Source organism: Acinetobacter sp. CIP 102529 (assembly GCF_000368325.1).
Lineage (GTDB): Bacteria > Pseudomonadota > Gammaproteobacteria > Pseudomonadales > Moraxellaceae > Acinetobacter > Acinetobacter parvus.
On the sequence record NZ_KB849353.1, the window covers coordinates 127,310 to 151,478 of the forward strand.

General features: G+C 45.3%; 22 protein-coding genes, 3 tRNA genes and 2 pseudogenes. 14 read left to right on the plus strand and 13 right to left on the minus strand.

Annotated elements, in window-relative coordinates; all coding sequences use genetic code 11:
* Nucleotides 1–241: 241 nt before the first annotated feature.
* Nucleotides 242–507 (plus strand): annotated as a pseudogene (locus F972_RS14920) (FUSC family protein); the annotation flags it as partial.
* Nucleotides 507–833, plus strand: a pseudogene (locus F972_RS01520) (HlyD family secretion protein); the annotation flags it as partial. The pseudogenes F972_RS14920 and F972_RS01520, both read left to right, overlap by 1 nt.
* Here F972_RS01520 and ruvX read toward each other — a convergent pair.
* The 3 genes from ruvX to recN form a co-directional block, all read right to left on the minus strand.
* A complete protein-coding gene (gene ruvX / locus F972_RS01525) occupies nucleotides 834–1,277 on the minus strand; it encodes a Holliday junction resolvase RuvX (protein WP_004674392.1) in 444 nt (147 codons plus the stop codon).
* The gene (locus F972_RS01530) at nucleotides 1,270–1,824 is read right to left on the minus strand and encodes a YqgE/AlgH family protein (protein ID WP_004674393.1); all 555 of its coding nucleotides are present in this window, start codon (nucleotides 1,822–1,824) and stop codon (nucleotides 1,270–1,272) included. Before F972_RS01530 ends, ruvX begins: the two co-directional genes overlap by 8 nt.
* Before the next feature lie 134 nt (nucleotides 1,825–1,958).
* Nucleotides 1,959–3,620 (minus strand): DNA repair protein RecN, encoded by a 1,662-nt coding sequence (gene recN / locus F972_RS01535; protein ID WP_004680709.1) that lies wholly within the window; start codon nucleotides 3,618–3,620, stop codon nucleotides 1,959–1,961.
* A gap of 229 nt (nucleotides 3,621–3,849) precedes the next feature.
* Here recN and F972_RS01540 point away from each other — a divergent pair, with 229 nt between their 5' ends.
* The 3 genes from F972_RS01540 (at nucleotide 3,850) to F972_RS01550 (ending at nucleotide 5,987) form a co-directional block, all read left to right on the plus strand.
* Complete coding sequence (locus F972_RS01540; protein ID WP_004680708.1) at nucleotides 3,850–4,176, plus strand: pyrimidine/purine nucleoside phosphorylase; 327 nt, start codon at nucleotides 3,850–3,852, stop codon at nucleotides 4,174–4,176.
* Nucleotides 4,177–4,295: 119 nt separating this feature from the next.
* On the plus strand, nucleotides 4,296–5,045 hold the full coding sequence (gene rlmB, locus F972_RS01545; RefSeq protein WP_004674395.1) for a 23S rRNA (guanosine(2251)-2'-O)-methyltransferase RlmB: 750 nt from the start codon (nucleotides 4,296–4,298) through the stop codon (nucleotides 5,043–5,045).
* Between the two features lie 30 nt (nucleotides 5,046–5,075).
* Complete coding sequence (locus F972_RS01550; protein ID WP_004756300.1) at nucleotides 5,076–5,987, plus strand: DMT family transporter; 912 nt, start codon at nucleotides 5,076–5,078, stop codon at nucleotides 5,985–5,987.
* On the opposite strand, the gene coaE is transcribed toward F972_RS01550, so the two are convergent.
* Genes coaE through pilB form a run of 4 tightly spaced genes read right to left on the minus strand, consistent with a single transcriptional unit; the run spans nucleotide 5,984 to nucleotide 10,413 of the window.
* Nucleotides 5,984–6,589: a dephospho-CoA kinase gene (coaE, locus tag F972_RS01555; RefSeq protein WP_004680706.1), complete on the minus strand. Its 606-nt coding sequence runs from the start codon at nucleotides 6,587–6,589 to the stop codon at nucleotides 5,984–5,986. The genes F972_RS01550 and coaE overlap by 4 nt on opposite strands.
* 1 nt (nucleotide 6,590) lies before the next feature.
* Nucleotides 6,591–7,451: a prepilin peptidase gene (locus F972_RS16410; RefSeq protein ID WP_004756297.1), complete on the minus strand. Its 861-nt coding sequence runs from the start codon at nucleotides 7,449–7,451 to the stop codon at nucleotides 6,591–6,593.
* On the minus strand, nucleotides 7,451–8,677 hold the full coding sequence (locus F972_RS01565; RefSeq protein WP_004756295.1) for a type II secretion system F family protein: 1,227 nt from the start codon (nucleotides 8,675–8,677) through the stop codon (nucleotides 7,451–7,453). The genes F972_RS16410 and F972_RS01565 overlap by 1 nt, the downstream gene beginning before the upstream one ends.
* A gap of 23 nt (nucleotides 8,678–8,700) precedes the next feature.
* Nucleotides 8,701–10,413 carry a type IV-A pilus assembly ATPase PilB gene (gene pilB, locus F972_RS01570; RefSeq protein WP_004756293.1) on the minus strand — a complete coding sequence of 571 codons (1,713 nt, stop codon included), beginning with the start codon at nucleotides 10,411–10,413 and terminating at the stop codon, nucleotides 8,701–8,703.
* Between the two features lie 362 nt (nucleotides 10,414–10,775).
* On the opposite strand from pilB, the gene tpiA reads away from it, so the two are divergent.
* From tpiA to F972_RS01615, 9 genes are all read left to right on the plus strand, one after another.
* A complete protein-coding gene (tpiA, locus tag F972_RS01575) occupies nucleotides 10,776–11,567 on the plus strand; it encodes a triose-phosphate isomerase (RefSeq protein WP_004756291.1) in 792 nt (263 codons plus the stop codon).
* Nucleotides 11,568–11,579: 12 nt separating this feature from the next.
* Nucleotides 11,580–11,909 (plus strand): preprotein translocase subunit SecG, encoded by a 330-nt coding sequence (gene secG / locus F972_RS01580; RefSeq protein WP_004680701.1) that lies wholly within the window; start codon nucleotides 11,580–11,582, stop codon nucleotides 11,907–11,909.
* A gap of 57 nt (nucleotides 11,910–11,966) precedes the next feature.
* A tRNA-Leu gene (locus F972_RS01585) sits at nucleotides 11,967–12,051 on the plus strand.
* Nucleotides 12,052–12,092: 41 nt separating this feature from the next.
* A tRNA-Met gene (locus tag F972_RS01590) sits at nucleotides 12,093–12,169 on the plus strand.
* An 86-nt stretch (nucleotides 12,170–12,255) separates the two neighbouring features.
* Nucleotides 12,256–12,332 (plus strand) — tRNA-Met (locus tag F972_RS01595).
* A gap of 203 nt (nucleotides 12,333–12,535) precedes the next feature.
* The gene (rimP, locus tag F972_RS01600) at nucleotides 12,536–13,060 is read left to right on the plus strand and encodes a ribosome maturation factor RimP (protein WP_004756290.1); all 525 of its coding nucleotides are present in this window, start codon (nucleotides 12,536–12,538) and stop codon (nucleotides 13,058–13,060) included.
* 37 nt (nucleotides 13,061–13,097) lie between these two features.
* Complete coding sequence (gene nusA, locus F972_RS01605; RefSeq protein ID WP_004680699.1) at nucleotides 13,098–14,582, plus strand: transcription termination factor NusA; 1,485 nt, start codon at nucleotides 13,098–13,100, stop codon at nucleotides 14,580–14,582.
* Nucleotides 14,583–14,592: 10 nt separating this feature from the next.
* Nucleotides 14,593–17,307 carry a translation initiation factor IF-2 gene (infB, locus tag F972_RS01610; RefSeq protein ID WP_004756288.1) on the plus strand — a complete coding sequence of 905 codons (2,715 nt, stop codon included), beginning with the start codon at nucleotides 14,593–14,595 and terminating at the stop codon, nucleotides 17,305–17,307.
* Nucleotides 17,307–17,705: a ribosome-binding factor A gene (locus F972_RS01615; RefSeq protein ID WP_004756286.1), complete on the plus strand. Its 399-nt coding sequence runs from the start codon at nucleotides 17,307–17,309 to the stop codon at nucleotides 17,703–17,705. The genes infB and F972_RS01615 overlap by 1 nt, the downstream gene beginning before the upstream one ends.
* A 67-nt stretch (nucleotides 17,706–17,772) precedes the next feature.
* Here F972_RS01615 and F972_RS01620 read toward each other — a convergent pair whose 3' ends face one another.
* From F972_RS01620 to F972_RS01645, 6 genes are read right to left on the minus strand one after another with little or no spacing between them, the layout of a single operon-like run.
* Entirely contained in the window at nucleotides 17,773–18,153 is a 381-nt protein-coding gene (locus tag F972_RS01620) for a Na+/H+ antiporter subunit G (RefSeq protein ID WP_004756284.1), read from the minus strand.
* A gap of 11 nt (nucleotides 18,154–18,164) precedes the next feature.
* On the minus strand, nucleotides 18,165–18,440 hold the full coding sequence (locus F972_RS01625; RefSeq protein ID WP_004680695.1) for a monovalent cation/H+ antiporter subunit F: 276 nt from the start codon (nucleotides 18,438–18,440) through the stop codon (nucleotides 18,165–18,167).
* Nucleotides 18,437–18,964, minus strand: coding sequence for a Na+/H+ antiporter subunit E (locus tag F972_RS01630; protein ID WP_004756282.1), 528 nt, complete (start codon nucleotides 18,962–18,964; stop codon nucleotides 18,437–18,439). Before F972_RS01630 ends, F972_RS01625 begins: the two co-directional genes overlap by 4 nt.
* 1 nt (nucleotide 18,965) lies before the next feature.
* Nucleotides 18,966–20,777 (minus strand): monovalent cation/H+ antiporter subunit D, encoded by a 1,812-nt coding sequence (locus F972_RS01635; protein ID WP_004680692.1) that lies wholly within the window; start codon nucleotides 20,775–20,777, stop codon nucleotides 18,966–18,968.
* Nucleotides 20,777–21,145, minus strand: a complete 369-nt coding sequence (locus F972_RS01640) for a Na+/H+ antiporter subunit C (RefSeq protein WP_004674421.1) — start codon at nucleotides 21,143–21,145, stop codon at nucleotides 20,777–20,779. Before F972_RS01640 ends, F972_RS01635 begins: the two co-directional genes overlap by 1 nt.
* Nucleotides 21,146–23,989: a monovalent cation/H+ antiporter subunit A gene (locus F972_RS01645; protein WP_004680691.1), complete on the minus strand. Its 2,844-nt coding sequence runs from the start codon at nucleotides 23,987–23,989 to the stop codon at nucleotides 21,146–21,148.
* Between the last annotated feature and the right edge of the window lie 180 nt (nucleotides 23,990–24,169).

Sequence of the window (24,169 nt, forward strand, 5' to 3'; positions counted from 1 at the left end):
AAATATGTAAATTATCAAATGGCGATAATTTATCTTGACTAATGCGCTGGGTTTTGAAAAAATTGTCAGTGCAATGTCTTTATTGGATAATTATTTTTAGGCTCATGCTGCAAAAGCTCCAATCATTGTGCATCACTCCAAATCATCAGTTCTCACCTTGTCAAAGCAATCTGGTTGTTTCCAGGTTGGCTGATTCTGTCGCCACATTTCTATGTGAGGTAAATGATCGGGGCGGTAGACTACTCGTGATGCCTTAGATATTCATGCCTTGGCGGTGCATCTGGCTTATGAAAAAGGTGAACTTAAAGGCATGACCAAACCATTACAGGAAATGCTGCATCAGGTTTCATTGGTGGTTGCCAACCTTGTGGCCCTGTCCCAGCGAGTCACGCAGCTTGAGCACATGCAAATGATCGTCTTGCACCGCATTTAAATGTCATCCGTCAGGATACTCTGGCTTTTTTAAAGCAGGAACGAACATTAACTGCTGTGGATTTGCAAGGTTTGCGGCCTTGCTTGATCGTCATCAACTGTATGTGGTGGGTTATTTTGAGGAAACCAAGCTCAATCGTATCCACGTGGGCGATCAAGCCACAGTACAGCTCATGGGAGATCGCCAGAAAATTCGTGGGCATGTGCAAGGCATTGCAATGGGAATTGAAGACCGTGAACGTTCAGGTAGCTCCAATTTATTGGCGAATGTCAATCCAACCTTTAGCTGGGTACGTTTGGCCCAGCGTGTGCCAGTGAAAATTGTGCTGGATGAGCAACCACAGAATCCGTTGGCCTTTGTTTCAGGGCGAACAGCAACGGTTAGAATTATTGAGCAATGATCAAGGTGTAATCCCAGCAGGATCACGATACCAGCTTTGAATCAGCAGTGCAGCAGCAAAACTATCAGCCGACAAACGCTTAGCCTGACCCTTGTTCTGGTAAAACTCAAGTTCTTCCCTTGCTTCACGGGTGGTCAGGCGTTCATCTACCATCCATGTTTCAATATTGGTCTGATGGCGTAAACGCCGTGCAAACTTACGCGCACGTGCTGACAGTTCAGATTCACTATCATCCATATTCAATGGTAAGCCAACCAGAAACAGGTTGGGTTGCCATTCCCTGACCAGTTTTAACAACTGATTCCAGTCAGGAATACCATCTTTCATGGCAAATAATGGCAGGGGAGTGGCACTTTCAATAGTGGATTGACCAATTGCCATCCCCATTTTCTGGGTGCCAAAATCAAAAGCCATGATGGATTGGGACGCTTGCATATCAGGCATGACCAATTTCAGACGCAAACCAGGTACGGTCTACCCCAATTTTTTTATAGGCAGCATCCCAGCGATCGTTATAAGGCAGGTTGAAAATCAGGTCCATGTCAGATTCACAGATCAGCCAGTCACCCCGTGCAATTTCTTCCTCAAGCTGGTGTTTGCCCCAGCTCGCATAGCCTAATGCAATCTGGTAACGCCCAACACCCTCGTTATGCGCAATCGCATCCAGAATATCCTTGCTGGTGGTGATACAGACATTCTCGCCAACCGCAATCGACGAGTGCCAGGTTGGTTGGCCCGTATGCAGCACAAAGCCAGCTTCAGGACGTAAAGGGCCACCCTGCAAAACCGCATGTGGCTGTACGTTGTCTGCATCGATCTCCAAATCGTTGAGGAGTTCCCTGATCTGTAGGTTTGATGGGCGATTAATCACGATGCCCTGAGCACCATCCTCATCATGACGAGCAACATAAATGACTGTGTTTGCAAAGAAGTCATCTGCCATGTCTGGTGGAGCGATAAGACAACGGTGAGTTAAATATTGTTTCGTCACCTTGGCGGTTCTCCATCAAAACAAGTCCCACTTTAAAAAGGGGATTTAGGGGGATTAAATAATAGGTTGTTTTTATCAACATACAAGAGTTGATTGGATTTCGCCAATCATTTTCTGATATTTTGTTGCATAAACTAGGCTGACTGGAATTTGAGCTGACGCAACTGTCTGGCGTGCTGCAAGGTGGTTTCGCTAATTTCAACACCACCAGACATGCGGGCAAGCTCCAGAATACGCTGTTCTTCATCCAGTTCAATGATGGTGCTACTGGCGGGGTCGGTCTGTTGTTTCTTCACCAGCAAATGCTGGTCAGACTGTGCTGCAACCTGAGCCTGATGGGTGATACAAAGCAACTGTACATGCTGCGCCAAGTCAGCCAACAAACGCCCCACCACTTCAGCTGTGCCGCCACTGATCCCCACATCGATTTCGTCAAATACCAACACCTCAGATTCGGTTTTTTCAGCATTCATGACCTGCATCACCAGGGCGATACGTGACAGTTCACCGCCTGATGCAACACGGGCCAGCGGTTGCGGTGGAATACCCTTGTTGGCCGTGAATAAGAGTTGAATAAAACTTAGACCCTCGGCATTGGCTGCTTCCAGAGGTTCAAACTTAAACTCAAAATATGCTTCTGGTAATGCTAGTGGTTTGACTTGCTCAGTCAACTGTTTTGCCAATGGAATGGCAGCTTTACGACGGATTTCATCCAGATGCTGTGCCTGTTGCATAAACTCCTGATAGGAAACTTCAACCTGTTCCGCCAGAGTTTCAGGATCTTCCAGTTGATGCAGTTGCTCTAGCTCTTGTTGCCAGATTTCATATTCCTGTTTCAGCAGTTCAGGCTGGGTACGGTATTTACGTGCAAGGCGGTGAAAAACTTCCAGTGTTGCATTGAGCTGTTCCATGCGCTCAGGATCAAAGCTTTGACGGTCAATAAACTGACGTAGGCTGGAGGTGGCGTCATCAATCTCACTTTGTGCATTTAACAGTGAATTGTAGATACTGGAAAGCTGTTCACTGCGACCCGCATGCGACTCTAAACGACGAATAATGGAAGCGATTTCCTGCGTGATGTTTTGCTCAGCTTCATCCAGCACATTCAGGCTATAAGCACAGTCCTGCATAATGTGTTCATGGTGACTAAGACGGTCAAATTCCTGTTCAATCTCTCGATAATCGGTTTGAATCACATCTTCCAGTTCTTCTATTTGTGATTCCAGAGTTTGTATTCTTTGAATTCGGGTGGTCTGTGCATCTAAGGCGGCTTGATGTTGTCGGATATTTGTTTGCCATGTCGCATAGGCTTCACGTACTGCATCAGCAGGAGCGGCAAAGTTGCTATAACGGTCGAGCCAGTGTTTTGGATAGGGCGGTTCAAGTAACTGCTGCTGGCTATGCTGGCTATAGAGCTGGACCAACAAACGCCCAATTTCTTTCAGTTCAGCCAAGCTACCTGGACGACCATTAATCCACGCCTTGCTGCGTCCAGTGGCAAAAATCACACGTCTTAAATGAATCTCACCTGAATCATCATCCAGTTCATGCTCAGCCAGCCATTTAGCCTCTACACTATCGGGTTTATAGCTAAAGACAGCGGTCACATCGGCCTTATCCGCCCCATAGCGTACATAATTGGTGTCGGTACGTTCCCCCAGACATGCGGAGAGTGCATCTAACAATAATGATTTGCCGGCGCCAGTTTCACCAGTCAGCACATTGAAACCCTGTTCAATGTCCAGTGCCAGATGGTCGGCAAGTGCAAAATTAATTAAAGTTAAATGGGTGAGCATAAATGCATCCAATGCACAGAATATTTTGCTTAAAGATAAAGAAGTTTTATCCTAGCGACAAGAGTGAATTACGCTTGGCAATATTAAAAAAATAAAATCAACAGGGACTAAATATGGGAATAAAAATTGCTAGTTTTGCATAAGGAAATGGATTGATTAGTTGCGATGGCACAATTAAACTACGTCCAGCATAATCTAATATAAATGCGGCATTATTTGGAGAGTACGCATGAGTTCAGTGCAGTTTGATCATGTAACGGTCATCAAAAAATCGAATGTGTATTTTGGTGGGGCATGTATCAGTCATACAGTACAGTTTGAAGACGGTACAAAAAAGACTTTAGGTGTGATTCTACCCACTGAGCAGCCTTTAACCTTTGCGACCCATGTGCCAGAGCGTATGGAGATCATTTCGGGTGAATGTCGGGTTAAAATCGCCGACAGCACTGAAAGTGAATTGTTCCGTGCGGGGCAGTCTTTCTATGTGCCAGGCAATAGCAAGTTTGACATTGAGACGGATGAAGTCCTTGATTACGTTTGCCATTTAGAAGGCTAACCTATTCGCGTCTAAATTGGGTACACTAGATTTAATGGAAATCCTGTAAAAGTCATTTTGCAGGATTTTTATTTTTATGAAATCTCCTTTTATATTCCGCTTTCTTAAAGAGGTCGTTCATGGCAAAACCTGAATATTATTATGGCGTTCATTCAGTGGAGTCATTGCTGGAGCTGGAGCCTGAACGAGTTTTGACCTTATTCACCCTGAAAGGGCGTGATGATCAGCGTCTACAAAAGATTTTGCAGTTGGCTGAACCTTTTGGGATTAGTGTACAGAAAGCCAGCCGAGACAGTCTCGAAAAACTGGCAGGTCTGCCATTTCACCAAGGTGTAGTTGCTGCAGTTCGACCACATCCAACTTTAAATGAAAAAGATTTGGATCAGTTAATGCAGCAATCACCTGATGCTTTATTGTTGGCATTGGATCAAGTCACTGATCCGCATAATCTAGGGGCTTGTATTCGTACTGCTGCTGCAATGGGGGTGCAAGCCGTGATTGTACCGCGTGACCGTTCAGCAAGCTTAACCCCGACAGCACGTAAGGTTGCCGCAGGTGGGGCGGAAAAAGTTAAGTTTATTCAAGTGACTAACTTAGCTCGAACATTGGCGCATCTCAAAGAAACAACACATATGCGTGTTATTGGCACAATGCTAGATGAAAAAGCATTGCCAATTCAGCAATGTGATTTTAACGGTCCAGTGGTGATTGTGATGGGGGCGGAAGATACAGGATTAAGGCCTATAACCCAGTCGCAATGTGACCAAACCGTTTATATCCCGATGTCTGGTGATTTACAAAGTTTAAACGTCAGTGTGGCGACAGGGATGGCACTTTATGAGGCATGCCGACAGCGTAATGCTGTATAATTCACACAATTATCGTCAATGTAATTAAAAATGACCGCTCGCACGCAAGGCTATCTGTTCGTTTGTATCACCATGTGCATCTGGGGTGGTTTTACCATTCTCTCCCGTTTAAATCTGCACTGGCATGTCAGTGCCTGGGACTTGGTGGCAATGCGTTTTGCGATTGCTTTTATCATTCTCATGCCTGTGCTGCTGTATAAAAAAGATTTGGCATTCTTGTGGCATCCCCGCCCAATTATTTTGGCTTTAACTGGCGGGCTGGCTTACTGTCTAACGGTTTATACTGCTTTTTTACAAGCACCAGCAGCCCATGCTGCAATCTTCTTAAATGGCTGTATTCCTTTATGTACGGCTGTTGCTGCTTATTTATTGTTTAAACAGCCTTTTGATAAACATACCTGGCTCAGTCTCATCATTATGTTGAGTGCTCTGGCATTGATGAGTTATCTGATGTTGCATGAGCAGGCCTCTGCCTTTGGTCTTGGCGATGTGCTTTACTTCCTAAGCGCTGTTTGGTGGGGCATCTTCACTGTACTGTTAAAACAGTGGAAGCTATCGGCCTGGCATTCGATGGCAAGTGTGGCCATTTGGTCAGCACTGATTTATTTACCGATCTATATCCTATTTATTCCTAAACATTTTCAGGAAGCAGAGCCTGTCCATTTGCTGGTACAGGGTGTATTTCATGGTGTTTTGGTGGTGATTATTGCAACCCTGACCTATGTTGCCGCAATTGAACGTTTGGGTGCATTTAAAACGGGAAGCATTGTGACCTTGGCGCCATTTATTGCTGCTGTCATTGCTGTACCTCTGTTAAATGAACCTTTGAGTCCAGCGATTATGTGTGGATTAGTGGGTATGGGTATTGGCGCTTTACAACCATGGCGCTGGTTCCGTAAAGATGCATTAACGGCCCAGTTGTCTCAACAGAAACAGGATTAGCCGATCTGCTCAGCCCGCTGTAAATAATTAAGGTGTAATGGTTTGAGCTGCTTGTGCAGATGTTCAAGTAGTCCATCGTTCAGCACAATATCATTGGCGAGCTGTTGTTTTTGAGTACGGGGCATTTGGGCTGCAATAATCTTTCGTATTTGCTCTTCAGTTTGCCCATCACGCTGGCTGGCACGTTGTAACTGGGTTTGTTCATCTGCATCAATCAACAGAGTGTGTTGAACCAGTTCATGCTGGTTAGTTTCAAAGAGCAGGGGGGAAACTAGAATCACGTAGGGGCTTTCTGCTTGGTATAGCTGCTGGATGATGGATTGGCGAATCGCAGGGTGGGTGATTTGTTCTAAACTGTGACGAGCCTCTGGGAACTGAAAAATATGTTCACGTAATGCGCGGCGGTCTAGATGACCATCTTCCAGTAACACCCAGTCGCCAAATAGCTGTTGAATTTTCTGTAACGTTGGCTGGCCTGGTTCAACAATTTCCCTCGCAACAACATCAGCATCAATGACGCGAATACCTTGGGATTCAAACCATTGCGTGGCGGCTGACTTACCACTGCCAATCCCGCCTGTAATGCCCAAGATAAAGCGCATATTAACCACCTAAATAGACTTTCATAATTTGATCACCCCATAAAAATGCGATCCAGCCTGCAATGGCGATATAGGGACCAAAGGCAAAGGGCTGATTTTCACCACGTATTTTCATGAGAATAATACCGATAATGGCACCCACGACTGAGGAAAGCAGGACAATAAGCGGCAGCATCATAGGTCCCATCCAGGCACCTAGAGCGGCAAGCAACTTAAAGTCACCATATCCCATGCCTTCTTTACCAGTGACTAATTTAAAAAGATAGTAAACCACCCATAGACAGAGGAAACCAATCAAATAACCCCAAATTGCTGAACTGGCAGTTGTGTAGAGTGCAAAACTGTTAATTCCCAAGCCTAGTGCTGCCAATGGCAGTGTGAAGCGGTCAGGAAGGAGTTGTGTATCAAAGTCAATAAAAGTGAGTGTAATGAGTACCCAGGTGAGAATCAGGCCAAAGAGCATCTGAATGGTTGCACCAAATACTGCTACAACGATTAATGAACAAACCATGGTGAGAAGTTCAATTAATGGATAGCGAATACTAATTGGATTCTGGCAAGAACCACATTTGCCACGAAGAATGATCCAACTGATGATAGGTATATTCTGATACCAGCGAATAGGGGATTTACATTGAGGACAGGTTGAGGCAGGTTGGCTTAATGTTAACTTACTTTGATCAATAAGTGGTTGCTCTGGATGAAGCAGCATTTGGCATTCCTGATGCCATTCTTGCTCCATCATTTTTGGCGTACGAAAAATGACAACGTTGAGAAAACTACCAATACATAGACTCAAAAGCCCAACTGCTAGGTACAGTGCAGTTGGGTTCTCGATAAAATAAGAGAGTGATTGTTGCATTAGACCACAGAACCCATTTGGAAGATTGGCAGATACATGGCAATGACAAGACCACCAACAAGTACGCCTAAAATAGCCATAATCAATGGTTCCATCATTGAGGTTAAGCCATCGACCGCATTATCCACTTCATTTTCATAGTGGGTCGCCACTTTGTCTAGCATACTATCCAAGGCACCTGATTCTTCACCAATTGCAACCATTTGAATCGCCATGGATGGAAAACGGTTAGAAACGCGCATCGCAAAGTGCAACTGTTGGCCTGTGGCGACATCTTCACGGATTTTCATCACTGCTTCTTCGTAAATCACATTATTTGTTGCACCTGCTGTAGATTCAAGAGCATCAATCAGTGGTACACCTGCTGCAAAGGTGGTGGCTAGGGTACGACTATAGCGGGCAATAATGGCTTTATATACTAAATCACCAAAAATTGGTGCCTTGAGTGCCATTTTATCTAAAAGATCACGAAACTTCTTGCTACGTTTCTTTGCCTCAAGAAAAGCGGTAATAATTGCGCCAATCACGATGATAAGAATAAACCAGTATTCCTGCATCCACTTGGACATATTGACGACCATTTTAGTAAAAGCGGGCAGGTCTGCACCAAAGGAACTAAACAGATCCTGGAAAACAGGAACCACTTTGACCATCAGAATAATGGTTACGACCACTGCAACCACAATGACTGTGGCTGGATATTTCATGGCCTTTTTAATTTTTTGTTTGAGTAATTCACTTTTTTCCTTATAAATCGCTACACGATCCAGCATGGTTTCAAGGGCACCTGATTGTTCACCAGATTCAACTAAGGAACAAAAAAGGTTGTCAAAATACTGAGGATATTTTTTCAGGGCGCCTGCAAAAGTATTCCCCCCTTCTACTTCACCCTTAATCCCCAACACCACTTCGCGCATGGCAGGATTTTCCAGGCCTTCGGCAACGATTTCAAAACCTTGCACTAATGGCACACCAGCTTTCATCATAGTCGCTAATTGGCGGGTAAAGATGGTGATATCTAGTGTGGTGACTTTCTTTTTCATTAATCCTTCGAGAATGTTTTTACGTTTTTCCCGAATATTCTTGATGGTCACACCTTGTTTACGTAAGGTGACTTTTGCTAAAGCCATATTACGTGCTGGAAGTTCCCCTTTAATTTTTGCTCCTTTACGGTCTACTCCGTCATAAGCAAAAGTAGGCATCATTTGCGCTTTTTTCGCTGCCATGATTGTAATCCTTTTTATTGATTTTATTCACTGGTGACTCGGTTGACTTCCTGTAGGGAAGTAATCCCCTGTATCACTTTTTTCAAACCCGAACGTCGTAAATTGTTGAATCCCGCTTTTTCCGAGGCTGCTGCAATTTCCAGGGCATTACCATCTTCCATAATAATTCTGGATATTTCTGGCGTCACTTTCATGACTTCATAAATACCGACACGGCCCTTGTAGCCTTCCCTGCATTCACTACAGCCTACAGGTTGAAATATCTGTAAATCTGGATTGGCCAAGTCTTGTTCAGTAAAACCTAGCTCTAAAAGACTTTGTTTAGGTACATCTACGGGTGCTTTACATTGTGAACATAAGCGACGTGCCAAGCGTTGCGCGATAACAAGATTAACTGATGTTGCGATATTAAACGAAGGTACACCCATGTTGCGTAATCGAGTTAAAGTTTCTGGCGCACTGTTGGTATGCAGTGTTGACATCACCATATGACCTGTTTGCGCTGCTTTAATTGCGATTTCAGCAGTTTCAAGATCACGAATCTCACCGACCATAATTACATCAGGGTCTTGACGTAAGAATGCCTTTAATGCAGCAGAGAAAGTCAATCCTGTCTTTGGATTCACGTTGACCTGATTAATGCCTTCCAAGTTAATTTCCACAGGGTCTTCTGCTGTTGAAATATTGGTATCTTCAGTGTTTAGAATATTTAGACCAGTATATAGCGATACAGTTTTACCAGAACCTGTTGGACCTGTAATCAGTAGCATTCCTTGAGGCTTTTCAAGTGCTTCCATGAACAACGCTTTCTGGTTATCTTCATAGCCTAATGCTTCAATGCCGAGCATAGCACTTGATGGATCCAAAATACGAAGTACTAATTTTTCACCAAACAGGGTGGGTAAAGAGTTGACACGGAAATCAATCGCTTTGGTTTTTGACAATTTAAGTTTAATACGACCATCTTGAGGCATTCGTTTTTCAGAGATATCCATTTGAGACATCACTTTTAAACGAGAGGCAAGTCGATTCGCCATTTGTAAAGGTGGGGTAGCAATCTGGCGTAATACACCATCCACGCGGTATCGTACTCGATACATTTTTTCATACGGTTCAAAATGTAAGTCTGATGCACCCATCCGAATCGCATCAATCAATAATTTATTGATATATTTTACAATCGGAGACTCCTCTCCTTGGGCAGGTTCATCATCATCTTTAGGTGTGTCTGTCACGACATCCACATCTAGGTCAAAATCTTCACTATCACCGAAATCAAAGCTACCACTGTCACCAAACTGTTGTTCAATCAGTTTCTCAAGCTTGTTATGTTCAACAATAATCGGTTCAATATTAAGCTTGGTGTTAAAGCGAATGGCATCTAATGAATCAATATTGGTTGGATTGCTCGTAGCAACATACAAAATTTGTCCACGTTGTATTAACGGAACAACACGATGTTTTTGTATCAGCTTGTTGTCTGTTAAATCTTTGGGTAATAAGGCTGTATCATATACAGCAAGGTCAAAAAGAGGCTCATCGAATTCATGGGAAATACTTTCTGCAACTGTGAGTGGTGAGAGGCGTTGATGCTCAATCAGGTGAGCCACAATATCCTGTTGGGCCTTTTTTGCCGCATCAATGGCATTCTGCATGTTTGATGCAGACAAATGCCCCTCTTCGACTAAACGCCGAATGAAGCCTGAAAATTTTGGAGACGTATGTAATCCTGACATCTGTCCGCCTTGTGACAATAAATGTTTATAATAGCTATCTTACAAAATTATACTTTTGTTGGGTAAAAATACTACTGGAGAAAGTGTCGTTTTTGACTTGATTCATATGTAAAACTTTGAACTGATCGAATTTTTTACAAATTAATTTTCTAAAACCAAGATAATTACCTAAAAATGGAAATAATAAAATCCGTCAGGAAATGACCTACTTTCAAATAAATAGAATGCTATTCCCTTATAACATTAATTTTTACAAACAACTGTACAGTGGTTATCAGGTTAAACCAGATAAAAAAACTGAATTTTATAAAAATCCGTGTAAAATATGCAGCATTTTTTAGAAATTAGCAGTAGACCAAAGTATGTCGAGTCCGACCATTACCCCTTGGGTTGTTGGCAATTGGAAAATGAATCCAATGCATGCTGACGCTCTTCAATTAATAGAAGAATTTAAACGGCTATTACAACAGGACAATATTTTGCCTGAGCAATGCCATATTGGTATGGCACCGATTGCAATTGCGCTTACAAGTATTCAGGCACAGCTCAAGGATGCGGTTCGGACAATTTACACGGTGGCTCAGGATGTATCGCGTGTAGCGGGAACGGGTGCGTATACAGGTGAAGTGAGTGCAGAATTGCTCAAGGATAGCCAAATTGATTTTGTTTTGGTTGGTCATTCCGAGCGTCGTGAATTATTTGGTGATGGTGTCGAAACACTTCAGTCAAAATTGTATAATGCGTTGAATGCTGGTCTCAATGTGATTTACTGTGTGGGTGAAAGCCTTGAGCAGCGTGAGCAGGGACTGGCTGAGCAAGTGGTATTGCAACAAATCTGTGATATCGCCTCAGTGGTGAAGCCTGAACAGTGGCAAAATATTGTGGTTGCTTATGAGCCGATCTGGGCGATTGGTACGGGAAAAACTGCGTCACCAGCAGATGCCCAAACCATGCATGCAAAAATCCGTGAGGGGCTAAAGCAAATTACACCTGTAGGTGCGCAAATGGCGATCTTATATGGTGGCAGTGTTAAGCCTGAAAATGCGGCTGAATTGGCGGCATGTCCAGATATTAATGGCGCTTTAGTGGGTGGGGCATCACTCAACGCGCAATCTTTTTACCAAATTGCAAAAGCATTTGCACAAAATAAGTAACGGGGAATAGAAATGTATAGTTTTATACTCGTTGTACATATCATTTTAGCAATCTTGATTATTGCATTGGTTTTGGTACAACAAGGTAAGGGTGCGGAAGCAGGCGCGTCATTCGGTGGCGGTGGTGCGGCAACAGTATTTGGTGCATCTGGGGCGGGAAATTTCCTGACCCGTTTAACTACTATCTTTACCGCATTGTTTTTCGTCACCAGTTTAACCCTGGCGGTTTTTGCGAAAAAACAGACCATAGATGCTTATAGTTTAAAAACTGTGCAAAGTTCAACGTCTGTTCCTACAACATCGCCTGAAACTTCATCAAATGCACCGAAAACGACAGAATAAGTCGAATTAATCCTTTCCTTTTGGGATTTAAAGGAATAGAATGCGTCCCAGAAAGCTGCGGTGGTGGTGGAATTGGTAGACACGCTACCTTGAGGTGGTAGTGCTTTCGGGCGTGGGGGTTCAAGTCCCCCCTTCCGCACCAAGCTTAATAACCAGTAAGTTTGGTGTTGCAGTGATTGTTGATGCGGGATGGAGCAGTCTGGTAGCTCGTCGGGCTCATAACCCGAAGGTCGTTGGTTCAAATCCAGCTCCCGCTACCATTTGATTAAGGTGCAACTTAATCAGGCAAATGTAAAAAACTTCAATTGACTTTTTTTTATATTTGTATATACTTTTTGCACGTTGATGCGGGATGGAGCAGTCTGGTAGCTCGTCGGGCTCATAACCCGAAGGTCGTTGGTTCAAATCCAGCTCCCGCTACCAAGTTTCTTAAAGGAGGCTCACAGTAAGGTGGGCCTTTTTGCACAGTGGGCAATGCTTTTCTGTGTAAAATAGGGGCGATTTACGCCCTTTTTTATTGGTTGTTTGGCTGTCGTGTAGTGTCGATATGAGTCGTATGGCGTGATCAAGAACATCATGCTTCACTATACGGGATTGATTGGCTCGCATGAGAGCAACGAGAGTAAATGAAATTATCAAATAAATCTCAAGCATTATATGATCTTATCGCACCAGCTGTGGCTGCCTGTGGTGTAGATTTATGGGGGATTGAGTTCCTACCACAAGGTAAACGTTCTTTATTACGCATTTTTATTGATAAACCGATTGATGAGAGTGCTGAACCTGTCCTGAATGAAGAGGGTGAGGTTGAACAAGGGCGTGGCATTGGTGTTGAAGACTGTGTTCGCGTGACGCAACAGGTTGGTGCAATGCTTGATGTTCATGATCCAATTTCAGGTGAGTATGCCCTGGAAGTATCCTCACCAGGTTGGGACCGTCCATTCTTTCAGTTGTCACAAATGTCTGGGTATATTGGGCACCAGGTCGCTTTACGACTCATTGCTGCCGTTGAGAACCGTCGTAAATTTCAGGCAAAACTGCTTTCCGTTGATCTGGAAAATGAAATGATCCAGGTTGAAGTGGATGCTAGGCATATGCTTGAAATCGATAGTAATAATATTGATAAAGCAAACTTAATCTATCAAGACTAATATTAACTTAATTGTATAAGAAATCGGTAGGTGACTTATGGGCCGTGAAATTCTTACCGTTGTAGAAACGGTTAGTAATGAAAAAGGTGTTAGTCGTGAAGCAATCTTCCAAGCCCTAGAGCAAGCGCTGGTTGCGGCAACGAAGAAAAAGTTTTACGACGGCACACACTCGGAAGAAGCTCAGCTTCGAGTTGAGATTGATCGTAAAACAGGCGATTACCGCACGTTCCGTCAATGGACTGTCGTTGCGGATGAAGATCATGAAATGCCTGCATGTCAGGATGCCATCTCTGATGTAGACCCATCGAAGTGGTCAATTGGCGATGTGCGTGAGCTGGAAGTTGAATCGATTGAATTCGGTCGTATTGCAGCGCAAATTGCCAAGCAGGTAATTGTGCAAAAGATTCGTGAGGCAGAGCGTGCATTGGTTGCAGATGCTTATGAGTCGAAAGTGGGCGAGCTGATTTATGGTGAAGTGAAAAAGCAAACCAAAGATGGCTTTATCATTGACCTTGGTGACAATGCTGAAGCGTATTTGGCACGTGAAGAAACCATTCATAAAGAGATTTTACGTCCTAAGCAACGTATTAATGCCATTTTGTATAGCGTCAACCGTGAAGGTCGTGGTGCGCAATTATTATTGTCACGTGCACGTCCTGAAATGCTGATTGCCCTGATGAAGAAAGAAATTCCAGAAATTTCTGAAGAAATCATTGAAATTAAGGCGGCAGCGCGTCAGCCAGGTGTTCGTGCTAAAATTGCAGTGAAAACCAATGACCATCGTATTGACCCTGTGGGTGCTTGTATTGGGATGCGTGGTACACGTATCCAGGCGGTACAGCAGGAGTTGAATGGTGAGCGTATTGATGTTGTGGTGTGGTCTGATGACCCAGCGCAATATATCGCAAGCGCATTGGAACCAGCTGATGTATCTGGAATCGTCCTTGATGAAGATGCACACAGTGCGGATATCATTTTCGCCACCAATGACCAGTTGGCGCGTGCCATTGGTTCGCAGGGGCAAAATGTTCGTTTGGCATCGGAATTAACGGGTTATAAACTCGACATGATGCTGGAAGAAGAGTATCGTGCTCGTCAGCAAAATGAGGCACAGCAATATCTGGATATGTTTATGTCCCGTCTCGATATTGAAGAAGATTTGGCTATGGCTTTGGTCGAAATGGGCTTCACTGCTCTGGAAGAAATTGCCTATGTGCCAGCTGAGACATTTGATGAAATCGAGCTTGAGGCTGATTTGGTCGAATTGCTGCAAAGCCGTGCAAAAGAGGCTGCTTTAACCGATGCGTTAAAACAGCAGGAAAATATTCAAGAGCCAAGTGTGGAACTTCTCGGTATGGATGGTATGACCACCGAGATTGCCTATGCATTGGCGGCGCGTGGTGTGGTTACGATTGATGACTTGGCGGACCAAGCGACTGATGATATTTCAGATATCGAAGGCTTGGGCCATGACAAAGCAGGTCAATTAATCATGAAAGCACGTGAATCATGGTTTAACTAGGAGATAATAGATGACGGACAAGTCGATTCAAGAGTTAGCGCTCAGCGTAGAACGTCCTGTAGAGAAACTCCTGGAACAGGTTCGCGATGCAGGTCTACCACAGCGTAAAGCAGATGACATTATTACCACTGAACAGCAGGATACTTTGGTTAATCACCTGAAAAAAGTACATGGTCAGGGCGGTGGTAACACAGGAAAAATTGCGTTGAAACGTACAACTACCCACACAGCCAAAGTCACCAGCACTTCGGGTAAAGCAAAAAGTATCAATGTTGAGGTGCGTAAAAAGCAGGTTTTTGCCAAGCCAAATCCAGAGCAGATCGCTGCGGAAGCCAAAGCTCGTGCCGAAGCTGAGGCGAAAGCCCGTGCTGAGCAGAAAGTGCGTGAAGAAGCGGATAGCAAAGCCCGTATTCATGGTGAACAAAAAACCAATGCGACTTTGGAAGCCATGCGTGCAGCGCATACTTCTGAAAGTGCTTCACAAGCTCCTTCAAAAACCGCAGTTGTGGTGAAAAAACGCGGTAGTGACAAGGTGATTAAAGCACCTGTTGTTAAGCCAACAGAAACACCTGAACAGAAAAAAGCCCGTGAAGCAGAAGCAGCCAAGTTAAAGGCGACTGAAGAAGCTGTACGTCGTAAAGCTGCAGAAGAGGCGCAGAAGCGTACGCTGGAGCAAATGCGCCAGATGGCTTCGAAATATTCAAATGATGATGCAACCACAACCATTCGTGTGATTGATGATTCGCCTTTAGCCGCTGGACTTGTTGGTCAGGCGTATGAAGATTCTTTCAATAAGGAAGACCGTGAAATCAAGCGTGGCGGTGCAACTGCAAATCCACGTGCAAGCAAGAAAGGTGGCCGTGGTGGCGATGCCCAGGCGGAGCAGAGCTTTAGCAAGAGCCATCATAAGCGTGGCTTGAAAACCAGCCAGTCAAACAAACATGGTTTTGAAAAGCCTGTTAAGAAACAGATTTATGATGTTGAGATTGGTGAGAAGATTATCGTTGCCGATCTTGCACAAAAAATGGCGGTTAAGGTTCGTGAAGTCATCAAGACCCTGATGAAGATGGGTGAGCTTGTGACTCAGAACCAGGCCATTGAACAGGATACAGCAGTTCTTGTGGTTGAGGAACTAGGGCATAACCCTGTTCTTGTTTCTGATACGCAGGCAGAAGATAACTTGCTGGTTGCGGCTGAAGAGGCGCGTGGTGAGCAAACTACTCGTCCACCAGTGGTAACGATCATGGGTCACGTTGACCATGGTAAAACATCGTTACTGGACCGTATCCGTCGCTCTAAGGTGGCAGCGGGTGAAGCGGGTGGTATTACCCAGCATATCGGTGCATATCACGTTGAAACTGAGAAAGGCATTATTACTTTCCTCGACACACCAGGACACGCGGCGTTTACATCAATGCGTGCACGTGGTGCAAAAGCGACTGATATCGTGGTTCTCGTGGTTGCGGCTGATGATGGTGTGATGCCACAAACAGCCGAAGCGATTGACCATGCGCGTGCTGCTGGAACCCCGATTATTGTTGCCATCAACAAGATGGATAAAGAATCAGCGGATCCAGATCGTGTATTAAATGAATTGACCACTAAAGGTATTGTGCCTGAGGAGTGGGGCGGTGATGTTCCGATTGCAAAAGTTTCGGCACACTCTGGTGCGGGAATTGATGAACTACTTGACTTGATCTTGATTCAGTCTGAACTGATGGAGCTTAAAGCTTCAGCAGAAGGTGCAGCACAAGGTGTGGTGATTGAAGCGCGTGTTGACAAAGGTCGCGGTGCAGTAACGTCAATTCTTGTACAAAATGGTACCTTGAATATTGGTGATCTGGTTCTTGCTGGTTCGTCTTATGGTCGTGTACGTGCGATGGTGGATGAAAACGGTAAGCGTATTACGTCAGCAGGCCCTTCGATTCCAGTTGAAATCTTAGGTTTACCTGATGCACCAATGGCGGGCGATGAAGTACTAGTCGTGAATGACGAGAAGAAAGCGCGTGAAGTTGCTGATGCTCGTTCAGACCGTGAACGTCATAAGCGTTTAGAGCGTGCAAGTGCAATGCGTCTTGAAAACATCATGGCGTCTATGGGTAAAAAAGATGTTCCTTATGTGAATGTTGTACTCAAAACTGATGTGCGCGGTACTTTAGAAGCATTACATGTTGCACTTGATGAACTTTCTACTGATGAAGTGAAAGTCCGTATCATTGGTTCAGGTGTTGGTGCAATCACTGAGTCAGATGTAACGCTAGCTGAATCTTCAGAAGCAGTGTTATTAGGTTTCAACGTGCGTGCGGACAACACAGCGCGTCAAAAATCTGATCAGGATGGCATTGATATTCGTTATTACAGCGTGATCTATCATTTAATTGATGATGTAAAAGCTGCAATGAGTGGTAAGCTTGCACCTGAACACCGTGAAACAATTCTGGGTGTTGCAGAAGTACGTGAAGTGTTCCATTCAAGTAAGTTTGGTGCAGCAGCTGGCTGTATGGTGCTTGAAGGTATGTTACACCGTAACAAGCCAATTCGCGTATTACGTGATGATGTGGTGGTGTTCCAGGGTGAGCTTGAATCTCTTCGTCGTTATAAAGAAGTGGTTGAAGAAGTTCGTGCAGGTATGGAATGTGGACTTGCAGTCAAAGGCTATAAAGACATCAAAGTTAAAGACAAGATCGAAGTCTATGATGTTCAATTGATCAAACGGAGTCTTTAATGGCGGGTAGCCAACGCTTAAAGCGCATGGCGGATTCAGTACAACGTGAGTTGTCTGAGCTGATCCGTCAAGAGCTTAAAGATCCTCGCTTAGGTGGTCTGGTGACCATCTCTGCGGTGAAAGTCAGTGCAGACATGGGTTATGCTGAAGTTTATGTCACTGTGATGGGACGTGAACTTGGTGATGAGCAAAGTGAAGTCGCAAATAAAGAAACTTTGGATGTATTGAATAAAGCTTCTGGTTTTTTGCGTCATGAGTTGAGCCGTCGTATCAAGACACGTATTACGCCAAGATTGCGTTTCCATTACGATAAAACCAATGCCTATGGTAACTATATGTTTGGTCTGATCGCGGAAGCTGTGAAAGACTTGCCTGAACGTGAACAAGATAAAGAATAAGTTTTAAAGAAAGCCACCTTCGGGTGGCTTTCTTTATGGATGAATAATGTTATTAAAAAAGACCAACTTAAAGTTGGTCTTTCCTTTCTGTATTACGACTGTAACGTTGCCATGGTAGCGGACGATTTAAAGCCTCTGGTACATCACCGCTGGTTGAACGCAAACGTAAATGAATTGCAGCTTGTGCCATTAAATTTGCAGATACTGGAGCAGTAATAAAGGCAAATAAAGTAATCAATAATTCAGCAAAACCGAAACGACCTTGAGTCGCTCCAAATATCATAGCTGCAATTAAAAAACTTCCTAAGCCTAGCGTACTTGATTTAGTCGGTGCATGCAGACGCATAAATAAGTCGGGTAAGCGAATCATTCCGATGGAACCTACGAGCATGAAAAATGCACCAAAGATCAAAAAGAACGAAATGATAATCTCAAAAATTATTTGCATAACCACTCTCCTTAATCAATCACATGTCCAGTGGTGAAGTAACGGGCAAGTGCGGCTGTGGATACAAAGCCAAGCATTGCAACCAATAGGGCGCCCTCAAACATATTGTTGCTGACCCAGTAAATACCCAGCACCACAACCAAACAGGTGGCATTGAGGAACAGTGTATCCAATGCGAGCAGACGGTCAATCACAGACGGGCCAATAATCAGGCGGATGAGGCAAAGGAACATGGAGAGGGTAATGGCAATTAGACCAATACCCAGTGCATACGGTAAAATCGTCATTTACTTGCTCCCTTGTTCAGCTTTACATCAAAGATTTCAATCAAAGGCATTTCATAGCGCTTTTTAATATCCTGAATATCCAGCTCGGTATCATCTGTGCTGAGTGCGTGAACGAGGATATCCCCCCGTTCCTGATCAATCCCTGCTGAAACAGTTCCAGGAGTAGTGGTAATGATCATCGCCAGCAAGGTGTTGATCTGTTCATGTTCCGTTTCCAGTGGCACGCGATACCATTTCGGGTGCAGATGATCCAGTGGACCCAGCACCAGTTTGGCAATACGAAAATTTGAAACGATGATATCCCACAGCACCACAAACGCCAATCTGATCGCAGGCAGCCAGTGAATGTGGGGGGTTCTGGCAATAAAGGGACGTACCAGACGGGGAATGACAATAGCCAGTAACAGCGCCATTAAAATGTCAGTCGGGTCCACACTGTGCGATAGCATCAGCCAACTCAAAAACACCAGAAATGACACAAAGGGGTGGGGGAACCAACGGTCGAGCAAGCTTATTTTTTGCATGTCAGTGTTCCTCCATTGGCTTTAACTGGGTTGAATTTGGAACTGTCGGCATATCCAGTGTTTGTTGAGCAATCTGGCGCTGCTTGTATTCCGAGATATGCTCACCCTGTAGGGTTGCTTTGGAAATAACATCGGGAATCAGCACGGCATTGTGGTCTTCAACTTCGCCGCCATATTTAGTTTCAGGCAGGTAGGTTGGATCATAAGGTTGTACGCTAATCACGCGACCCTGTGCATCCGTTTTTAAGATAGCCTGATTATAGAGCGCATGGTTCTGGATTTGCTGTGCAGTCAATACGGTATAGGTCTGGATTGGTGATGCAAACACGACATAAGCCATCAGCCCTGCCAAAATGATATAAATGGCTGTGTCATTACGGTTGGGTGCATAGGCTGGCAATCCCTGATAAGTTTGATAGGCTGCTTCATTCGGGTCAATTTCAGGTGGACTGGCACGCCAGAACAGAATGAAACCCACACGGGTCAATCCAAGAATACTCAGTAGGCTAACGATCAGGATAATGGCGATAATCCAGCCCTGATACGCCGTTTCAGCGGTGGCCTGTAAAATAAAGACCTTACCGAGAAAGCCACTAAATGGTGGTAAACCTGCGATCATCATTGCTATCAGGAAATAGGTCAGTGCCGCTGCCTTTTCATTCTTGATTTTGGGTGCAACTTTCAGATGATCCTTGAACATGCCGCGTTGGGCGGTAATCCAGCCACAGAACAGATAGAATGCAGCGGCAATCAGGGTACTATGCACCAGATAATACAGACCCGCTGACCATGCCTGTGTGTTGAACATGGCAATAGCGATCAGCAATGTACCCACAGATGACAGCACCATGAAGCCAACAAAACGACGTAGCCGTTCCGCACCAATTGCACCAATCACCCCATAAATCGAAGTGATCAGGCCAATCAACAATAGTGTGTTTTTAAAAATGCTTTGTGCCATGGCATCGTCAAACACTGTGCCATTAACACGTAAAATCGCATAAATCCCAACCTTGGTCATAATGGTAAATATGGCGGCAACAGGTGTGCTGGCAACCGCATAGGTCTTTGGCAGCCAGAATCCGACAGGCAGCATTGCGGCCTTGATGCCAAACACTACAAACAGCAGTAGGCCACCTGCAATTGCCAGCTTGTGCTGGTCATCGTCCAGTGTAGGCAGGATACGACCCACATCTACCATATTTAGGCTGCCAACACTGCCATAAATCATGCCCAGACCAATCAGGAACAGGGCGGATGCCAGTAGGTTGATGGTGACGTAATGGATACCCAACTGGAATCTTGGACGACCCTGACCATGTAGTAACAGTACATAGGAGGCCATTAACAGGATTTCAAAGAATACAAACAGGTTAAACAGGTCACCTGTCAGGAATGCGCCACAGACTCCCATGAGCAGGAAGTGGAACATGGTATGGAAATAGCGTCCGCGGGTGTCCCAGTTGTCGCTGGCATACCAGATTACGGGAATGGCCAGTGCATAGGTCAGCACCAGCATAAATGCCGATAAGCGATCCAGTACCAGTACAATACCAAACGGGGCAGACCATTCGCTGAGCTGGTAAACACTAATCTGTCCTGTACTGGCAATCATCAGGTAACTGATGGCGGTCAGCAGACCGAGAATTGCTGAAGTCAGGCTGATGCTACGCCGCCAGGGTTGTCGCCAGTCCTGTTTTAATGAACCTGCCCCAGGGTTACCCAGTAGCAATAGCATAAAGCTGGTCAATGCTGGAATCAGGATACTGATGATTGGAGTGTGAGTCTGCCAGAAAGTATTCAAATCAAACATTATGGCTCATCCTCACGTGGGTCATAGGTCAGGGTCGGCTCTTCCTTGGAGTCGACATGGTCATTTCCCGATTCATAACGGCTGCGCAGTGCCAGTTGCACAACAAACGCCGTGGTGGCAAACCCAATCACGATTGCAGTCAAAACCAGTGCCTGTGGCAATGGGTCGGTGACCTTGGTGGTTTCCGTCAAAATGGCGGGAGCATTGACCTGTAAACGTCCCATCGCAAATAGGAACAGGTTCACGGCATAGCCGATCATGGCAAGGCCAAGCACCACGGGAAAGGTTCTGGCACGCAGGATGAGGTAAATCCCTGTGGCGGTGAGTAGACCAATTGCCGAAGCCAATAAAAATTCAAGGCTGATCATTTATTTGTCTCCATTGGGAATAGGGCCAGACATGCTGGAGTGACGTGAGTCTCCCAGTACCGAGATCAATAACATGGTCGCCCCGACGACCGTGATATATACGCCTGTATCAAATCCGACTGCTGAGGCAAGATGCATTTTGCCCAGTAAGGGGGGTTCCACATAAATGTGCGCGCTGGTCAGGAATGGACGTGACCAGAACCATGCCGCAATACCTGTCAATCCTGCAATGGTCAATCCTGAACCAATCCAGATTTCATAGAGACGACCAGACCGAGCTCCAATCATACGTTCAGCCTGTTCCTGACCCAACACAATATATTGAATGATCAGTGCCATCGCGGTAATCAGTCCCGCGATAAAACCACCACCTGGATAGTTGTGTCCACGCATGAAAATATAGGTGCTGACCACCAGTGCAAGCGGCAGTATCCATGATGCCGTAATACGTAACATTAAGGGTGAGGGATTAAAGCGATAGGTGAGTCCCTGGGTCATGGTGGTGCCATGCGCACGCATACCATCCATCAAACAGAGTGCACCAATGGCAGCAATGCCCAAAACGATAATTTCACCGAAAGTATCGAAACCACGGAAATCGACAAGGATGACGTTGACCACATTCGAGCCGCCACCCAGAGGAATCGACTGTTGCATAAAGAACCATGAAATTGAATTGTGGTCACGGGTTAAAATCAGCCAGCTAATCCAGCCAATTCCCAAACCACCTGCAATGGCCAGACTGGCATCGCGCCAGCGCCGTGAACGACTGGATTCATAAGGAGTGAGCTGTGGCAGCAAGGATAGACTCATCAGCAGCAACACAGTGGTCACGATATCAACCGTAATTTGGGTCAGGGCAAGGTCTGGCGCTGACAGGGTAATGAATACCATGGTGACCACCAGACCCACTGCCCCACTAATCAGCACGGCCTTGATGCGCTCATGGTGGAACCAGAGCATCATCCAGCAACCAGAGAACAGAGTGAGCCACAGTACAATTGCTACCCACGGTGCATGGGTCAGTTCGCGTGTACCTGTGGTTAAGCCTTGGTTGAACAGTGGCAAGCCAACCATGACAATGCTAAACAGCACAATCCAGAGCAGGTAGCTTTGCAAGGAGCCATTTTCAGTCGCCTGCTTAATCTTACGGCTGTTGAGCAACAAATGTTTTAGGAATAAATCAAATAAAATTCGGCCCTGAAAGCGTCCAAACGAGGGATCAAGGTCGATTTTACGCAGTCGCCCCTGTTTGGCTAGGGCAAAATAGAACAGCGTTCCACCAACCAGTGCAATCAGGCTCATGACTAAAGGAGCATTAAAACCATGCCAGATGGCGAGGTGGACCCCCTCAAAATTTGGCTGCATCAGGCTGGCACGGGTGACACTGTTGACCATTGCACCCGCAAGCAGGGCAGGGAAAATACCCACCAGAATACATAAAGTCGCAAGGATAATTGCAGGCAGTCGCATACCAAGTGCTGGTTCATGGGCATTCTTGTTTGGAACGTTTTTACCTACCACACCATCAAAAAACACGCCATGTACCAAACGAATCGAATAGCTGACCGCAAATATTCCCGCCAGGGTTGCCACAATGGCCGAGATCACCATCACTGGGCCAGAGAGGTTTGCCAATAACTCAGTAAAGAACATCTCTTTGGAAATAAAGCCATTGGTCAATGGCACGCCCGCCATGGAGGCGGCGGTGATCATGGTCAAGGTTCCCGTAAATGGAAGCAGTGCCCAAATCCCACTAAGCTTGCGTAAATCCCGTGTACCTGTTTCGTGGTCGATAATCCCTGCAATCATAAAGAGTGCCGCCTTAAAGGTGGCATGGTTGATAATGTGGAAAATGGCCGCCGCAACCGCAAGCGGGGAGCCCATCCCAAGCAGGCACACAATCAGGCCCAAATGGCTGATGGTGGAGTATGCCAATAAGCCTTTTAAATCTTCTTTAAAAATGGCAAAACCTGCTGCCATACACAGCGTAAACAGACCGACAAAGGTGACAATGTTGTGGTACATCGCGGCACCAATAAAAATTGGGGCTAAACGTGCCAGCAGGAAAATCCCCGCTTTTACCATCGTTGCAGAGTGCAGATAGGCTGAAACTGGGGTGGGTGCAGCCATTGCATTGGGTAGCCAAAAGTGGAATGGAAACTGTGCACTTTTGGTAAATGCACCCAGTAAAATCAGTAATAGGGTCGGTACAAACAGGTGATGCTGTTGAATGGTATCTTTCATCAGCACCAGTTGATCAATTTCATAGGTTCCCGTGATCTGCCCAAGCAGTACAAAGCCCCCCAGCATGGCAAGGCCGCCCATACCTGTAAGGGTTAGGGCCATGCGCGCACCACGCTGTGCGGCATCGTACTGGCTCCAATAACCAACCAGCAGGAAAGAGGAGATACTGGTCAGCTCCCAAAACACCAATAGGATGATCAGGTTGTTCGAAAGCGAGATGCCCAGCATGGCTGCCATAAACAGCATCAGCAACAAATACAGTTTACTCAGTGAGTTTTTGGGACTGAGGTAGAAATAGGCATAAATATAAATGAGCGTACCGATACCGCTAATCAGCAGGCCAAACAATAAACCGAGCGCATCCAGACGAAAACTCAGGTTGATGCCCAGTTGTGGCAGCCAATCCCAGCTTTGCAGCAGAGTATTGCCCTGAAGAACCGTTTCTGCCTGGGTCAGAAGTAAAATAAAACAACTCAGGCTGATGCCAATCGCCCCAAGTGCCGTCACGCCCCGTGAAATACGTTGCAGTTGTGAGACAAGGGTGGTGCCGAGTATGAGCGGTAATAAGATAATAATCGGTAGCACACTGGTATCCATATTGATGATTTAGGTCGGGAGACCTAAGGATGAACTTTCTTTCAGGATTCACAGGCACTCAAGGAGAATACCAAAACTTCAAATCCAGAAACCCAATCAAGTGAACAGGGACAATCACAAGTTGTATTGCACAACTTGAAAATAAAAAATGAGATTTATTTTACTATAAAATATCAATAA

What these genes read in the sequence shown, in the direction of transcription:
- ruvX (WP_004674392.1), bottom strand. Translation starts at nt 1,277, where the DNA reads ATGCCTGATATGCAAGCGTCCCAATCCATCATGGCTTTTGATTTTGGC.
- F972_RS01645 (WP_004680691.1), bottom strand. Translation starts at nt 23,989, where the DNA reads ATGGATACCAGTGTGCTACCGATTATTATCTTATTACCGCTCATACTC.
- F972_RS01625 (WP_004680695.1), bottom strand. Translation starts at nt 18,440, where the DNA reads ATGACGATTTTACCGTATGCACTGGGTATTGGTCTAATTGCCATTACC.
- F972_RS01550 (WP_004756300.1), top strand. Translation starts at nt 5,076, where the DNA reads ATGACCGCTCGCACGCAAGGCTATCTGTTCGTTTGTATCACCATGTGC.
- secG (WP_004680701.1), top strand. Translation starts at nt 11,580, where the DNA reads ATGTATAGTTTTATACTCGTTGTACATATCATTTTAGCAATCTTGATT.
- F972_RS16410 (WP_004756297.1), bottom strand. Translation starts at nt 7,451, where the DNA reads ATGCAACAATCACTCTCTTATTTTATCGAGAACCCAACTGCACTGTAC.
- recN (WP_004680709.1), bottom strand. Translation starts at nt 3,620, where the DNA reads ATGCTCACCCATTTAACTTTAATTAATTTTGCACTTGCCGACCATCTG.
- F972_RS01540 (WP_004680708.1), top strand. Translation starts at nt 3,850, where the DNA reads ATGAGTTCAGTGCAGTTTGATCATGTAACGGTCATCAAAAAATCGAAT.
- F972_RS01635 (WP_004680692.1), bottom strand. Translation starts at nt 20,777, where the DNA reads ATGTTTGATTTGAATACTTTCTGGCAGACTCACACTCCAATCATCAGT.
- coaE (WP_004680706.1), bottom strand. Translation starts at nt 6,589, where the DNA reads ATGCGCTTTATCTTGGGCATTACAGGCGGGATTGGCAGTGGTAAGTCA.
- F972_RS01630 (WP_004756282.1), bottom strand. Translation starts at nt 18,964, where the DNA reads ATGCAAAAAATAAGCTTGCTCGACCGTTGGTTCCCCCACCCCTTTGTG.
- F972_RS01615 (WP_004756286.1), top strand. Translation starts at nt 17,307, where the DNA reads ATGGCGGGTAGCCAACGCTTAAAGCGCATGGCGGATTCAGTACAACGT.
- F972_RS01640 (WP_004674421.1), bottom strand. Translation starts at nt 21,145, where the DNA reads ATGATCAGCCTTGAATTTTTATTGGCTTCGGCAATTGGTCTACTCACC.
- pilB (WP_004756293.1), bottom strand. Translation starts at nt 10,413, where the DNA reads ATGTCAGGATTACATACGTCTCCAAAATTTTCAGGCTTCATTCGGCGT.
- F972_RS01620 (WP_004756284.1), bottom strand. Translation starts at nt 18,153, where the DNA reads ATGCAAATAATTTTTGAGATTATCATTTCGTTCTTTTTGATCTTTGGT.
- F972_RS01565 (WP_004756295.1), bottom strand. Translation starts at nt 8,677, where the DNA reads ATGGCAGCGAAAAAAGCGCAAATGATGCCTACTTTTGCTTATGACGGA.
- tpiA (WP_004756291.1), top strand. Translation starts at nt 10,776, where the DNA reads ATGTCGAGTCCGACCATTACCCCTTGGGTTGTTGGCAATTGGAAAATG.
- infB (WP_004756288.1), top strand. Translation starts at nt 14,593, where the DNA reads ATGACGGACAAGTCGATTCAAGAGTTAGCGCTCAGCGTAGAACGTCCT.
- rlmB (WP_004674395.1), top strand. Translation starts at nt 4,296, where the DNA reads ATGGCAAAACCTGAATATTATTATGGCGTTCATTCAGTGGAGTCATTG.
- rimP (WP_004756290.1), top strand. Translation starts at nt 12,536, where the DNA reads ATGAAATTATCAAATAAATCTCAAGCATTATATGATCTTATCGCACCA.
- nusA (WP_004680699.1), top strand. Translation starts at nt 13,098, where the DNA reads ATGGGCCGTGAAATTCTTACCGTTGTAGAAACGGTTAGTAATGAAAAA.